The organism is Mediterraneibacter sp. (assembly GCF_030825015.1).
Lineage (GTDB): Bacteria > Bacillota > Clostridia > Lachnospirales > Lachnospiraceae > Mediterraneibacter.
The window spans coordinates 11,143-24,701 of record NZ_JAPJQP010000026.1 but is presented as its reverse complement, the minus strand read 5'-3'; the positions used below and the strand labels follow the sequence as shown (position 1 = coordinate 24,701).

The 13,559-nt window shown below is 40.3% G+C and carries 15 protein-coding genes, 1 tRNA gene and 1 pseudogene; 5 read left to right on the top strand and 12 right to left on the bottom strand.

Annotated features, from left to right (window positions below; translation table 11 throughout):
- The coding region (locus RCH61_RS09970) for a helix-turn-helix domain-containing protein (RefSeq protein WP_442920455.1) at window positions 1–62 on the top strand (62 nt) is incomplete at its 5' end.
- A 5-nt stretch (window positions 63–67) separates the two neighbouring features.
- Here RCH61_RS09970 and RCH61_RS09050 read toward each other — a convergent pair.
- The 10 genes from RCH61_RS09050 to RCH61_RS09005 form a co-directional block, all read right to left on the bottom strand.
- Window positions 68–1,435 carry an FtsK/SpoIIIE domain-containing protein gene (locus RCH61_RS09050; protein ID WP_306480500.1) on the bottom strand — a complete coding sequence of 456 codons (1,368 nt, stop codon included), beginning with the start codon at window positions 1,433–1,435 and terminating at the stop codon, window positions 68–70.
- 95 nt (window positions 1,436–1,530) lie between these two features.
- On the bottom strand, window positions 1,531–1,695 hold the full coding sequence (locus RCH61_RS09045) for a hypothetical protein (RefSeq protein WP_306480499.1): 165 nt from the start codon (window positions 1,693–1,695) through the stop codon (window positions 1,531–1,533).
- A 97-nt stretch (window positions 1,696–1,792) separates the two neighbouring features.
- The gene (locus RCH61_RS09040; protein ID WP_002347267.1) at window positions 1,793–2,176 is read right to left on the bottom strand and encodes a YdcP family protein; all 384 of its coding nucleotides are present in this window, start codon (window positions 2,174–2,176) and stop codon (window positions 1,793–1,795) included.
- Window positions 2,177–2,191: 15 nt separating this feature from the next.
- The gene (locus tag RCH61_RS09035) at window positions 2,192–2,518 is read right to left on the bottom strand and encodes a YdcP family protein (RefSeq protein WP_005339720.1); all 327 of its coding nucleotides are present in this window, start codon (window positions 2,516–2,518) and stop codon (window positions 2,192–2,194) included.
- Window positions 2,519–2,752: 234 nt separating this feature from the next.
- The gene (locus tag RCH61_RS09030; protein WP_306480498.1) at window positions 2,753–5,797 is read right to left on the bottom strand and encodes an SrtB-anchored collagen-binding adhesin; all 3,045 of its coding nucleotides are present in this window, start codon (window positions 5,795–5,797) and stop codon (window positions 2,753–2,755) included.
- A gap of 157 nt (window positions 5,798–5,954) precedes the next feature.
- Window positions 5,955–6,539: a DUF5714 domain-containing protein gene (locus RCH61_RS09025; protein ID WP_306480497.1), complete on the bottom strand. Its 585-nt coding sequence runs from the start codon at window positions 6,537–6,539 to the stop codon at window positions 5,955–5,957.
- Window positions 6,536–7,546, bottom strand: a complete 1,011-nt coding sequence (locus RCH61_RS09020) for a helix-turn-helix transcriptional regulator (protein ID WP_306480496.1) — start codon at window positions 7,544–7,546, stop codon at window positions 6,536–6,538. The genes RCH61_RS09025 and RCH61_RS09020 overlap by 4 nt, the downstream gene beginning before the upstream one ends.
- A gap of 250 nt (window positions 7,547–7,796) precedes the next feature.
- Window positions 7,797–7,925, bottom strand: a complete 129-nt coding sequence (locus tag RCH61_RS09015) for a hypothetical protein (RefSeq protein WP_306480495.1) — start codon at window positions 7,923–7,925, stop codon at window positions 7,797–7,799.
- Window positions 7,918–8,265, bottom strand: coding sequence for an HIRAN domain-containing protein (locus tag RCH61_RS09010; protein ID WP_306480494.1), 348 nt, complete (start codon window positions 8,263–8,265; stop codon window positions 7,918–7,920). The genes RCH61_RS09015 and RCH61_RS09010 overlap by 8 nt, the downstream gene beginning before the upstream one ends.
- 366 nt (window positions 8,266–8,631) lie before the next feature.
- Entirely contained in the window at window positions 8,632–9,906 is a 1,275-nt protein-coding gene (locus RCH61_RS09005) for an IS30 family transposase (protein WP_306480493.1), read from the bottom strand.
- A 423-nt stretch (window positions 9,907–10,329) separates the two neighbouring features.
- Between RCH61_RS09005 and azlC the strand changes: the two genes are divergently transcribed.
- Window positions 10,330–11,049: an azaleucine resistance protein AzlC gene (gene azlC / locus RCH61_RS09000; protein ID WP_330692966.1), complete on the top strand. Its 720-nt coding sequence runs from the start codon at window positions 10,330–10,332 to the stop codon at window positions 11,047–11,049.
- Complete coding sequence (locus RCH61_RS09905; RefSeq protein ID WP_306480492.1) at window positions 11,046–11,372, top strand: branched-chain amino acid transporter permease; 327 nt, start codon at window positions 11,046–11,048, stop codon at window positions 11,370–11,372. Before azlC ends, RCH61_RS09905 begins: the two co-directional genes overlap by 4 nt.
- On the opposite strand, the gene RCH61_RS08990 is transcribed toward RCH61_RS09905, so the two are convergent.
- Window positions 11,335–11,496, bottom strand: a complete 162-nt coding sequence (locus RCH61_RS08990) for a hypothetical protein (RefSeq protein WP_306480502.1) — start codon at window positions 11,494–11,496, stop codon at window positions 11,335–11,337. The two genes, RCH61_RS09905 and RCH61_RS08990, sit on opposite strands and share 38 nt — an antisense overlap.
- A 265-nt stretch (window positions 11,497–11,761) precedes the next feature.
- On the opposite strand from RCH61_RS08990, the pseudogene RCH61_RS09965 reads away from it, so the two are divergent.
- Window positions 11,762–12,375: pseudogene (locus tag RCH61_RS09965) on the top strand (AlbA family DNA-binding domain-containing protein); the annotation flags it as partial.
- Window positions 12,376–12,540: 165 nt separating this feature from the next.
- Window positions 12,541–12,831, top strand: a complete 291-nt coding sequence (locus RCH61_RS08980; protein ID WP_306480491.1) for a hypothetical protein — start codon at window positions 12,541–12,543, stop codon at window positions 12,829–12,831.
- A 163-nt stretch (window positions 12,832–12,994) separates the two neighbouring features.
- On the opposite strand, the gene RCH61_RS08975 is transcribed toward RCH61_RS08980, so the two are convergent.
- Window positions 12,995–13,068 (bottom strand) — tRNA-Arg (locus RCH61_RS08975).
- Window positions 13,069–13,559 lie beyond the last annotated feature (491 nt).

The window sequence follows — 13,559 nt, the reverse complement described above, 5'->3', positions numbered from 1 at the left end:
TCCTTGCAAAGCTCTGTGATTTTCTGGAATGTTCCCCAAACGACATATTGAAATTGAAGTAGGACTGTCAGCTTTCGTTGCTTGCAGTCCTTTTTTCTTCCAGTCTGCCGATTTCTTGTAGAAAATCATGTCCTTTTGGAACTAAAGGCGTGTAAAATTCGCTTATCACGCTTGTCCCCACATCACAATAGCCACGTCCCTTGATACGCTTCTGAAAAAACTGCTTTTTCACATCTGAACCAAACAGCATACCGTAACCTAATTCGCTGATACGCCCAAGTCCCACACGGAAATTGAAGTTATCTCTGATACCGTCCGAGAAATACTTTGCGTCTGGACGCTGGCAGGCAACGATAAGGAAATAACCTGCTTGTCGCCCTAACATAACGATTTTCTTTAACTGGCTAAGTAAGCTCACGCTTTCTTTCGTCCCCAGCATTTCAAAAAACGCCACATATTCATCAAAGATAAGAAAGCAGGGTGGCAGTCCCAGATAGGCGTAGTTTTCGCCCGTCTTATAGTTCGGGTGTCGCTTCATTTCCTCGCTTCGCTGTACCATGCCCTCATAAAAAGCATTGACGCAATCTATCATTTCTTCTTTGGTGTGATACACATTTCCCATAACTGTCCCTAAGTCTGCAAGGTCAGCGTTCTTCGGGTCTAAGATATAAAGGACAGCGTTTGTGTGCAGTAAGGCTTCAATGAGCGTCAGCAGAAAATAGGTTTTACCGCCACCAGTCCCACCAGCGATAAGGGCGTGAGGGAGTGCGTCATATTCCCAGACAAGATTTTTCATCAGTCTAAGACAGCCGTTTTCTGCCCGTACTTCATCAATGGTAATGCGGTTTGCTATCATATCATAAAGCAGGGTATATTCGATATAGCCGTCATGCAGGGTCTTGTCGGTCAGCTCACAATACAAGCCACTTTCCAATTTATCCTCTAACCGTAAAAGCTGGTCTTGATATTTTCCTAATGTGATTTCACAGCGGATATGAAGCAGTCCCTTTTCCATTTGATAATAAATCTTTGGAAACCAGACGATTTTTTCCCTTGATCTGCTTTGCAGGTCAGTAAAAAAACCGCTGTCTTGTACGGTATCGGCTTCATACCACTTATTTTCCAGTATCATTCTTGCCAGCTTTTGACGGTGCAGGAGCTTCTTGAAACTGTCGTAACAGAAGCGGTAATACAGAAAAGCGACCAATGCACAAACACCAGTCGCTATCAGTATGGTTATGAAGTTGTAAGGGGAAAGCGTCAAGCCGTTCTCTAACAAGCTGAAATGCTCCCAATCGGTACACATGAGCTGTTTGATATTCAGTAGCAGAAGAACCGCCACGAATACAAACAGAAGCGTCCCTATGGAAAAGTGGTAGACAAGGTGCTTGTCGCTGGCTCTGATACGGTGTCCTTTGTTCCAAATCTTACGCATAAATCAATCACTCCTTTCTGGGTATGAAAAAAGCAGTCAATCCTAAGACTAACTGCTTTGTATAATGGATATGAAATTGTCAAACTGGAATTTTGTTATTTAGATTTATCCTTGAAAAAGCCAATTAAAATTAAAGCAATACCAAGAATTGCAACTGGTATATAAATAATATTAGGTATATGATAAACAAATCTATCAATTCCAGACATAGCAATATAAATAATTATTCCCACACAAATTAAAATGTTTTTATCTTTCATAGCTGGTCTCCTTTACACCTTATTATTTGTCCGTTTCTTCATACCCATATTATAGCAGTTCCATATATCCGCTACAATGAAAATCTATTCAGTAAGCCTATTTTTTCGGCTGTCCCTGCGGTGTATGGTTCTGTGGATTGCCTGCGTTCTGATTGCCTTTATTCTTCAACACAATATCCTCTGCCTTTACATACCAGTCCACATCTGCACCCGTATAGGTCTTTCGTGATACCGTATCGGCTACGGGATTGACAAGCTCCACAACTGCATTGTACGGAAATTCCCTTAACGGTACTTCTGGCGGTACAGACACGGGGATAATTCCACCATGCAGACTGCACTTCAAATCATAGATACGCTTTTTAAGCTGGGTACTCGGTGTCCCGTCCTCATTCTGCAAGAACACATCACGCACCGCTGTAAATTTTAATTCTCCAAATGTTTTCTCTTTGTCAATAACAAACCCGTTTGATAATCTCATAAATTCTTCACTCCTTTACTTTTCTTCAACTGCTACAATATCATCAGCAACTAACACATAATCGGTATGTCCCATATCCCCGATTGCGTAACCTCTGCCGTATAACTTCGGATTGACAAGTTTTACTTTCTGTTCATACTTGAACTTCTTTTCGCCAGCCTGCACGGGAATTTCCACGACAACATTTTCGCCTTTCTGTACGTCAGAATAAAGGTTATAGCTTCGTCTGGCTAAGACCCTGCGGTTATTTTTATCTCTTTCAAAGACTGGCTCGCTTTCGCCTGCAAATTCAAGAGTTCCAAAAGACTGTGCCATATCTGGCACGACATATTTCATTTCCATATTGTTTTACCTCGTTTCTTTCTATTTTTGATAAATTGATTGTGATTTCTTATTCTGGCGGTTCGGGAAGTACCAGCAATCCCCCAGATAGTAAAGGGTAAAATCAATGCTTACGCACCCTTGACTATCCGTGTTCTTGCAGGTTGTTGGCAGACAAGCCAGAATAAGCGGAAGTCTGCCGTTTGACAGCTTCGGCGGAGAACGTGATTTTTCTTTCATCATACCGTTACCGCCTTATGATTTTTTCACTTTACGGCGTTTGTAAAGATATGTTCCAGCCAGTCCACCAGCAGACGCAAGCAACATCACGACAAATGCCATTACATTTGTACTGTCGCCCGTTTTGGGACTGTCGCTAGGTCTGCTAGGCTTTTCTGGTGTCGGTGGTGTTTCGGGTTTCTCTGGTTCTTCTGGCTTTTCCTTAAAGGTAATCGTCTGTCCCTCGTCCTCAATGTCCTTATGCTCGGTAACTTTCTTCGGCTCGTCTGGATTGCTTAAATCGTATAATTCCTCAAAAGTTACAAGCTGTTTGCCGTCAAGGGAAGTAGCGTCAAAGGTAAAGGCAACTTCCACTTTCATAGTTTCGCTGTCAGCAGTAAACGTATAATCACTTTCCACACGTTTTCCATTGATAAGAAGCTCTGCATTTTCTTCTTTCAACATCTGCCAGCCCACAAGTTTGTACTGTGTACCGACTTCTAAGCCCTCTAAGGTTACGGTATCAATGATTGTTACCTCTTTTCCAGCTTCAAGCTCTTTGTTGCCGTCCTTATCGGTAGCAGTCGTATGAATTTTGATGATACGCTCTGTGATAAGTACGGTTTGCCCGTCGTCCTCAATGTCTTTGTGTTCCGCAACTTTTACGGGTTCGTCTGGATTGCTTAAATCATACAATTCTTCAAAGGTAACAAGGTTTTTGCCACCTAAAGCAGACGCATTGAATGTATAGGAAATTTCCACTTTCATTTCTTCCTCATCAGCGACAAAGGTATAATCGTTTTCTACACGTTTCCCGTCAATGATAAGCTCGGCGTTTTCTTCCTTTAACATCTGCCAGCCTTTGAGCTGATATTTTGTGCCTTTTGTAAGTCCGTCCAATTTGACAGTATCAACGATTGTAACCTCTTTTCCTGCAAGGATAGTCTTTTCGCCGTCCTTGCTGGTCGCTGTGGTATGGATAGAGATTTCTTTTTCGTATTCATCAGTCAGCGTTCCTAAATCAATCACAAGATTATTTCTTGATACCACGATTTCAAAAGGTGGGATAAGTTCAAAGCCTTTGTTACTGTCGCAACGCATTTCTTCAATGATGTAGGTATCATAAGGCATTGCACCCTTGCTGTCGTCTGGTTCAGAAGTTCCAAACCACACACCGTCCTCGCTGGTCTTTCCTGCGTTTGTATTGTGCTTATGAGAAGCCCAATCAGCAGAAGTGGAGAATTGCCCGTTATCATCAGTTACCAATACATGATTTTCGCCCGTTGTCTTGCTTGTGATCCGAAACGGAACATCAGCAAGACGCTTGTGTGTGCCTGCACCAATTTTTACGCCCTCAATATCTCCACGCTTAATCTGATTATAGATAGAATGAGCTTCGTCGGTTAAGTCCACGATTTTTCCATTTTCTGTGATTGTAAAATCAATCGGTTTTGCACCGTCAGTTAAGTAACCGTCGGGAGCTTCACTTTCAACGATACGGAATTTTCCATAAGGTAAAAGGTCAGCAGAAGTAGAAGCGATACCCTCAATATCTGTACGAATTGTCTTTACCACTTCATTTTTCTTGTATAGCTTGCCCTCAACCAAAACAGAATTATCATTTAAGGAAATGATGTCAAAGGCAGTATCTTTCAAAGTGGCACTTCCTTGTGGCTTTGTATCGCCCGTTTCTAAATCTCGTTTCTGAATTTTGACACCGCCACGGATAACCTTGTCTGATACGGAAAACTGGTTACTTCCAGATAATACGGCAAGGTCGCCGTCCTCGGTAATCTGTGTTACATATAAGCCCTTAATCTGTTCGGACTTATCGCCAGCCTGCATATATGCACCGTCTAACAAGTAGCCGTTTGGAGCTTTTGTTTCTTCAACGGTTAGTGTCCCAAGTGGAAGAACCGCTTTACCGTCCTGCATATAGAAGCTGTCGCCAGATACCTTGTATGCGTCCGCTAATTTTGTGATGTAGTGGGTTGTCCCGTCGCTGTCTGTTTCAGCGATTGTCTTTGTAACCCATGTACGAGTAGCTTCGGCAGGGAGATTGTCTTTATTATAGAAGCCTGCATAATACTTCCATGTAAATTCCGCACCTGCTAGAGAAGCGTTCCCTTGCGGATTGTCTTTCTGTGTTTCCATATCTATCTTGAAAAGCTCAATCAAAGTGTCCGTTACTTTCGGTGTATCTGATACTTTCAAGGTTGCTGTCTTTCCAGCTTCAACCTTTAAGGAATATACAGTTTTATCCACTTTATATCCTGCTGGTGCGGATAATTCCTTGATATAGACTGTGCCTGCTTTTACCTCTACAATATCTGTATTTCCGTTTTCATCAGTCGTAAGGGTGGCAAGCTGTTTCGTGCAGTCTTTATCAGCAAAGACACCGTATGTTGCACCAGCGATAGAGTAATTCCCGTTACCGTCTGTAATGCTGGTATTACTGGAAGTCTTTTGCAGTTTCGCATTTCCGACATTCAGCTTCGCCCAGAATTGTCCCAATTCCTGCCCCTCGCCAGAGTAGATATAACCGCCACATTCATAGCGTCCTTTATTCTCTTTGACAAAGGCTTTTGCACCAGAGAAAACTTCGTCCTGCGTTGCCTTTGGAATTTCATCATAAGAAGCTCGCACGTTATCACATTGCCAGCCAAGATGTACGCTCAATCTCTGCCAGACTACACATTGTTCCAACAGATAGACTTGCTTGTAGTTCAGTTCCTTGTGAGCTTCGCCATACTGTTTGACATACTCTAAGGATAACGCCACATCTGAAATCTGGTCGGCACTCATGCGTGAGCTTGCGTCAGCTCTGGTCTTGTAGCCATTCTTAAAATCTGTATTGATGTCAATACAATAGGCAGTTTCGCCCTCGACTTTCATATAGCCCTCATTGAATGTCGAACCGATAGAACCGTCATTCATTACTTTTTCAATGATACCGACACGCTCTGCACTTTCCGTCCAGTATTGCTTGCTTTCTGCATGAACGGGTGTAGTCGGTAAAGCAGTAACGACAGTTGCAAGAGCTAAGAAGCCCGTACACAATCGTTTCAATGTCTTTTTCATAAATCTAATGCTCCTTTCATTTTGGGTATAAAAATAGACGCTCATTTCTGAACGTCTACATTACTGAAAGGCTTGTCCTCTCACACATATTCTATTTTAATAGGTACAACAGTTGCCTTTCTCCTTGTATTTTCGTTGTTTTCATCACTTGCGTTATCTACAACCGCCATGCGCTCCCTACTGCGCCAAGGGCTTTTGATGTCATAAGATTAGATAATCCCCATGCCTCCGCTGCCAGTGGCGTCGCTTTTGTAATAATGGACATATACATCCCTGTGCTGACAGCAGCTCCGCAGGCTCCCCAAAAACCACAGGCTCCTCCGGGAACTTCTTTCCCTCTCCGATACATTTCCAGCAACGACTGTTCCAGATCAACATCACCGCCTGCATTATAATATGCCGTCAATAAAGAAGCTCCGACCATCACATGGTGTTCTGGTCCATGCATATGACAAAATGGCATCGACATCATTTTATTGATAATTTCAATCGGATTTTTACTCTGTTCATTCAGACATACTCCTATAATACTGTCCATTCCCTTTGTATGACATTCACTGCACACATAATGTCCATTTACACAACGTGTCTTGCTGTTTTCTTTCTTATGACAGACTGCGCACTCCATCTGTACATCTTCTTCCAAATACTCTAACGGCGCTTTACATATCAGGCATTCATCTTTCACTTTATTATCCTCACCTTCTACAACTATACTATATCGATATCTTATACCGGTCATTCTCCCCGCCTTGATACTCCCGCATACTGCTCCATCAATCTCTCCGCTTCCGTTTTCATCTGGTCCACCACTTCATCAGGACCTACGATCTTGATATCTGAACCGAGTGAAAACACCCATCCAAAAAACTGTCTGCTGACATAGACATTCACATTTACAGTAAAATGCTCTTTATCCGCCGGTATCATCATCACATCTTTTCCGAAACGATCAATTATTACTCCGGCAAGATGATTGTGAACCAGCATTTTTACTGACGTTTCTTTCCCACCGAACATTCTAAAACTCTTCTTCGCATATGCCGCCATATCTAAATTTTTAAAACACTCTTTTCCTTCTCTTCTTTCCTCGGATAATTTGATATGAAGCATTTTGTCTACCCGGTAATGTTTTATCTTTTCAGATTCTGAATCATATCCTAATAAATAATAATTTTCATCATTCCATGACAACCCCCATGGACTAATATGATACCAGGCTCCATTATGTCTAAGTTCCATTTCTTTTTTTGTATTCCACTGATAATACCTGAACTTTATTTTTTTATCCTCGGAAATGGCATTATGAATTGCATCTACTGTATAATAGATACTTTCATTCATCGTTTTAATTCTTCCTGATACATACACCTGCCGCTGCAGTTTCTGTGCATCATATTTACTAACGAGCTTTTCCAGTTTTTTAATCAGCGCATTTGATTTCTTCTCGGTAATAAACTTTGAAGATTGAATCGCATCCACCAAAAGTTTTAACTCCGGAAGTTCAAATTGACGATTCACTACATGATAATGATAACGGTTTCCTATCGGTTCTCCTTCTACATCCACGCCCAAGATACTAAGATCGCGCAAATCTGCATATATACTTTTTCGATCCGCTGTTACACCATATTCCGCCAGCTCCGCCATAATCTCCGGCATCGTAATGTAATGGTCATCATCCGTCTGTTCCTGCATAATCTGAGCGAGATGATACAATTTAAACTTCTGATTGCTTCCTTTTGGCACTCTTCCTTCTCCCTTCGTATAATGATACTATAAATAATATAACATAGGTGAGAAATATATAGTACATCTTTTCCTTTCAATCCAGTAATACAGCAAAAAGCAAACTTTTACCCTCATTTATAAGCTTCCTGCAGCTTTGGAGCTTTCTTCACCTGACTGTTTTTAATCCCTGTTAAAGTCTCAATAAAATGATCAATCACCAGGTAAAACATATTTCTCCTTCCATCTCGACTCAATCACAACTCATTCCTTAATCATCATAGTAATCCCAACCTCCAAAAATATCGTGATTTCTCTGTCCTGTTTTATGTTCTTTCGCATCATAATGTTTGATCTCTCCAGATACGCCTTTTCTTCCATATCCCTCTTTTTTACCCATAATACCTCTCTTGTTCTTCACTTATCAGCACAGGTTTCTTTAAACTTTTTTTACAAACTTTGCAAATCGTTCCTGCCTGCGTGACAAGCACAACTTTTGCATATGCGGTATCTCCAATCTTATCATATAAACGTCCTGCGCTTATCGAATCACCGATAACTGTATAAAAGCTATTCGCTGCATATCCAATCTTTCCAAGCCCCTCATAAGTAATTTTAATCGCCTCTTTATCATACTCATTGTCCGGTTCTTTTTCCAACTTAACTTTCATTCCCTTTTCTAAAAAATCATTTCCAAAATAATGTTTTGTTCCTGTCAGCGTAATAAATACTTTATCCATAATTTTTCCTTTCCCTTCCTATCAAGTTCACATCTTGTCTTTTCTTTGATAACTAGGTTGAATGAAAGACTGCATGTTAGCCTTTCCTCAGCCTCATCATCGTAAATTCGTTTTTGCCCCCTTTTTTGATGTTTTAGAGGTATCCAGTTTTGCAAAACATGTTATAATTAAGCCAATCTAGACGAAAGTAATTGAATTTTGTGTATGCAAAACAGACCGCTTACATTCTTCGTTGAAAAAGTAAATGTAACCAGTCTGTTTTGACATCTATTGACAAGTCAATTACTTCTGCTCCAATCAAATTTTATTAGTTGTTTAATAACTCTGGAGTTAAATGCACTTCATCTGCCGGGATGAGGTGCATTTTTAATAATTCAAATATGCCTGCATATCCTCATCATCTTGTTCCACAAGTTCCATTGGTGACTTCCACTTCAACCCTTTTCGCTTCGTACTATTGATATGATTCATTAACAGAGTCATATCCTCCTGGGTGTATCCATCCATTATTTTTCCCTTCGGTAATACGTAGCGAATATACTCGTGATTTTTTTCAATATGTGGCTTTTGCCATGACGCCATCGGATCACAATAAAAGATATTGGTTCTATAAATCATGTCATCATTAAGCTCTATCTCATCTACTTTTTTAAATTCAGATCCATTGTCAGTTAGAATAACTGGAAACAATCTCCTAAATCGCTCATATCCCAAGCCTGCTTCAAGATAGTCTAGGACTCTAACCACTGAATCAGCCTTACCGTCAGGAAGTAAGAATAAAAGCATCACACTATTTTTTCTAAATATCATGGTGAGAAGACGCTTTCCTGCTCCCTTCTTGCCAATAACCGTATCCATTTCGACCACTTCCCAATCACAAAACTGAAGCTCCAATGATTTTTCGAAATCAGCGTATGTACGACCTTCTCGACAGGCTGTTGTGACTACATCAACATTACCTTTTCTCTTGCGCCTAGCCTTATAGCCAACCTTGCGTCTTAAATCGATATTCTTCACTCCTCGTATCTTGCCTTGATCAATGTAGTTGTAAAGCGTTCTAAGACCAACCCGTAGCTCATTTTCATGCTCAGCATATATATGCGTTAGTGGCTGTCCCTTTCTAATAAGCGGTCTAATGATATCCCCAACTTCCTTTAATTGTTCCTTTGATAGTCTCACTCCACTTCTGCTTAATGATCGTCTTCTTGTTACCGCTGCATCTGCGTATTTAGCATTGTAATAATAGCGGTTCTTTTTACACATCGTTCTCCTGTAGCAGGTGTTACACACGTAAGGTGGATTGTTAGGAAGCTGGCACTCGGATGATTCATAATTATCACAGAGTACATGGCAGCTCTCGCCCCTACACTTTTTACATGGATAATCACATGCCTCTGGATCAGCACCACACAAGCCGGTTCTACGACAACTTGCATAGTTTTTACAATCATTTCCAAAAGCATATTCAGCTGGTAAATGCGTACGATTCTCTTTTACCTCACGAGCTATCGTGCGAGGATGCTTCCTCAATTGTTTCGCTATCTTGGCAAATGACTCCTTTCTGGCAAGTCCCACCTCAATTGCAACCCTATCTGTTAATGTCAACTGACTATTGTTTGGTATATAATCCAATTCTTTCATATCTGCTCCTGACTACAGATAGTAATCGACTTACTTGAATTATAGGTTATTGCAAAAGTCAGTGTAACCCTTTTGGGATGAAAAATAGGGGTAGAGATGACATTTACTTTTTCATTTAATGACTTTGATAACTATATCCTAAACTAACAGGTGGGGTATAAAAACCCCACCTGTTTTTCCTTTGCCCCTTTATATGAATTTAATAGTGCTAACTTGTTTTTTTATTTTTTCAAGAAATACCGCTGTTACTTCGTCACATACAGGATTAAAAACGATAACTCCTTGCAGTTAAAGAGGTAAAACTGAAACTTGACAGTATCAAATTTAACTGTTTTAATAGTGGGATAAAAGATAGTCCTGCGCATAATCTGTAAACGAAATGTTTTGGGAAGAATTCGGCCACAAGGCGAGGAGGGGATCATTTTGCAGAAGATAAAAAAGAATCCGAAATATTTTCAGGCATTAAAAACCGCTTTTCCGCATACGATTCCGATTTTTGCCGGATTTTGGTTTCTCGGACTTACCTATGGCATCTATATGAACGTTTCCGGTTTCAGTTTTTGGTATCCAATGCTGATGAGCCTGACGATCTTCGCCGGTTCTATGGAATTTGTAACGGTAAATATGCTGCTCGGCGCATTCAACCCGATTCAGTCCCTTGCTATGACACTGATGATTAATGCAAGACATCTGTTTTACGGTATTTCCATGCTGGATAAATATAAAGGAACTGGCTGGAAAAAATTTTATCTTATTTTTGGAATGTGTGACGAAAGCTTTTCCATCAATTACACTGCAAACATTCCCAAAAATGTAGATAAAGGATGGTTTATGTTTTTTGTCACTTTATTAAATCACCTTTACTGGGTTTTCGGCGCAACACTGGGCGGCATCTTTGGTTCTCTTATTCATTTTAATACAGAGGGACTTGACTTCGTAATGACCGCCATGTTCGTAGTCATTTTTCTGGAACAATGGTTTAAAGACAAAAGTCACGCCAGCGCTCTATCAGGACTTGGAATTTCACTACTCTGCCTGATTACTTTCGGAGCTGATCATTTTATCATTCCTGCAATGCTTGCAATTCTCGGCGTGCTTACACTATTAAGAAAAACAATGGAGAGAGACGGTAAGACAATATGAGTTTATCCCAGCAACTAATTACAATCCTTATGGTAATAATCGGAACCATGCTGACAAGATTCCTGCCCTTTATTCTGTTTCCGTCAGAAAAACCAACACCAAAATATATTCAATATCTTGGAAAAGTTCTCCCGGCGGCTGTATTCGGTCTTCTGATCATTTACTGTCTGAAAAATGTAAATCTGTTCACCGGCAGCCACGGTTTACCGGAACTTCTTGGGATCATCTTTGTCATCGCACTTCATTGCTGGAAACGGCAAATGCTGTTATCTATTGCCGGAGGAACTATATGTTATATGCTATTAGTACAGCTATTATTCTGATTTTTTCGCTATTGATATATTCTGCGATTTTTAATACAGTTTCTTTTAATTCTTCATTCATTTTCTCGCTTTTCCTTTCTCCGTCTAATAACTCTCGTAAATCAATTTCATAAAAATCCGCCATTTGGAATACCGCCTTTTTAAAACCTATGGCATGAAGATCGAGGACAAACGCACGGTCTATGGGGAATGTACTTACCGTCTGGTTCCCAGGGAGGACGAACCCAGCGTGTGCCTGATGCACGACTGAATCCACCTGCCTAGTGCTTAAAATGCAACGGAAAATATATAAAATTTGTTGCAAAATTATTTCTTTCTAACCATCATTCTAACCAGCAGTTAACGAGAATGGTTAGAATATGAGTAGAATATTTACAGGAGGCGATGAGATGATTTTTCAGGAAAGCGAAACTGTGGAATTGAAGTCGATTGTAGTGGATGATATAAAGAAGGAAATAATTGCATTTGCAAATTGTGAAGGCGGAAAACTGTATATCGGGGTTCAGGATGATGGAACCCTAATTGGCGTAGAGGATCTGGATGGAACTGCCTTGCAGATCAGCAACATGGTCCGGGATGCCATCAAACCGAATCTTACAATGTTCCTGCATTATGAAACATTGAATGAAGATGGGAAACTGATTGTTGCTGTTGATATTCAGCAAGGAACAGAACGGCCTTATTATGTTGCAAAAAAGGATTGCGTCCGGAAGGTGTGTTTGTTCGTCAGGGATACTCGTCTGTACCGGCTACCAATACTGCAATCCGCTGTATGATCAAGGAAACAGACGGCGACCATTTTGAGGAAATGCGGTCACTGGAACAGAATTTAACTTTTGAGGCAGCCAAGAAAGAATTTTCCAATAGAAATGTATTATTTGGGGAAGCCCAGATGAAAACATTAGGAATCATGACCCATGATGGAGTTTATACAAATCTTGGACTTTTGTTGTCCGATCAGTGTGTGCACACAATTAGGGTGGCTGCTTTTGAGGGAACAACACTTAGCGGAAGAAGCAGTAATCAATCTGGCAAACAAGAGCTTCTAAACGAGCACTCGAACAGTTGGATCAGAAAGACGTTTATTATATCTTTCCTCCACTTATGCCAAACACTTCAACACGCGTTGTATTAAAAAAGCCAAAGACAGACAGCATATCCGACGTGTATGGATTCCAAAACATTGGCTTATATTTTTAAAGATTGGAAAACTGGACAGGATGAGCTAAAAGAATTTCTTGGAGAAGAATACAAAGATTTTAATCTCGTTATAGCCCTTGCAAATGGACGCCCATGTGAAGGAAGAGTATTTCTGAAATCATTCGAGGAATTGAGAACCAGGGCAAAACTTCCAAATGTAGTATTTCATTCACTCAGACACTCCAGCACAACTTATAAACTGAAACTACAAAACTCACCAGAACTGGCATCTACACTCGCCCAGCTCTTAGCACAATAGTATTAGCACAAAATCTATCTTTTTTTCTAATTAGCACGATGTCAATTTTATTAGCACGATTGGGGAAAATGGTTCATCCCCTCTTAGCACGATTTTAGTTCAATATGGAGGGCATTTTCAAAAAAAGAAAACGCCATAAACCCAATGTTTATAGCGTTTCTAGCGTCCCTGAGAGGAGTCGAACCTCCGCTGACATGCCTTAGGAGGGCATCGCTCTATCCACTGAGCTACAGAGACACTTTATATATTATAACGGTTATATTTAACCATTACAACCCTTGTATTTACAGCGTTTTTCAGATATTGCGCTGTGCTAATATTTTAGAACTGAACCCTTAGTGTTGGAAACGAACCATCTACCTCTTAGAAGGCGAGTGCTCTATCCAGCTGAGCTATATGGACAAATGCCATTTTTCCTTGAAAACACACTGTTTTCCAGTCTTTGGTAATGGCAGCCTTTATTTAATTATCAGCTCTTTTCAAGCTGTTAATTACAATTATTTTTCATGTTGATGACATCAAAGCACTCCCCTTTCGGGGTAACACCTTTGTGTCAATTTTTATACCTAAACTATCCGTAGATACTTTACCTATTATAGCAGTTTCACATGTATGTCACAACCATTTTTCATATTTTTCTAAAATTTCTGAATTTCCCTATCTATCTTTTTTTCTTTTCTTCTATTCTATTTCTCTTACTTTCTTTCTCTTTTGCCATTTATTATCCT

Coding starts and splice junctions, on each gene's coding strand:
- RCH61_RS09050 (WP_306480500.1), bottom strand. CDS start 1,435: ATGCGTAAGATTTGGAACAAAGGACACCGTATCAGAGCCAGCGACAAG.
- RCH61_RS09045 (WP_306480499.1), bottom strand. CDS start 1,695: ATGAAAGATAAAAACATTTTAATTTGTGTGGGAATAATTATTTATATT.
- RCH61_RS09040 (WP_002347267.1), bottom strand. CDS start 2,176: ATGAGATTATCAAACGGGTTTGTTATTGACAAAGAGAAAACATTTGGA.
- RCH61_RS09035 (WP_005339720.1), bottom strand. CDS start 2,518: ATGGAAATGAAATATGTCGTGCCAGATATGGCACAGTCTTTTGGAACT.
- RCH61_RS09030 (WP_306480498.1), bottom strand. CDS start 5,797: ATGAAAAAGACATTGAAACGATTGTGTACGGGCTTCTTAGCTCTTGCA.
- RCH61_RS09025 (WP_306480497.1), bottom strand. CDS start 6,539: ATGACCGGTATAAGATATCGATATAGTATAGTTGTAGAAGGTGAGGAT.
- RCH61_RS09015 (WP_306480495.1), bottom strand. CDS start 7,925: ATGGGTAAAAAAGAGGGATATGGAAGAAAAGGCGTATCTGGAGAGATC.
- RCH61_RS09010 (WP_306480494.1), bottom strand. CDS start 8,265: ATGGATAAAGTATTTATTACGCTGACAGGAACAAAACATTATTTTGGA.
- RCH61_RS09005 (WP_306480493.1), bottom strand. CDS start 9,906: ATGAAAGAATTGGATTATATACCAAACAATAGTCAGTTGACATTAACA.
- RCH61_RS09905 (WP_306480492.1), top strand. CDS start 11,046: ATGAGTTTATCCCAGCAACTAATTACAATCCTTATGGTAATAATCGGA.
- RCH61_RS08990 (WP_306480502.1), bottom strand. CDS start 11,496: ATGGCGGATTTTTATGAAATTGATTTACGAGAGTTATTAGACGGAGAA.
- RCH61_RS08980 (WP_306480491.1), top strand. CDS start 12,541: ATGGATTCCAAAACATTGGCTTATATTTTTAAAGATTGGAAAACTGGA.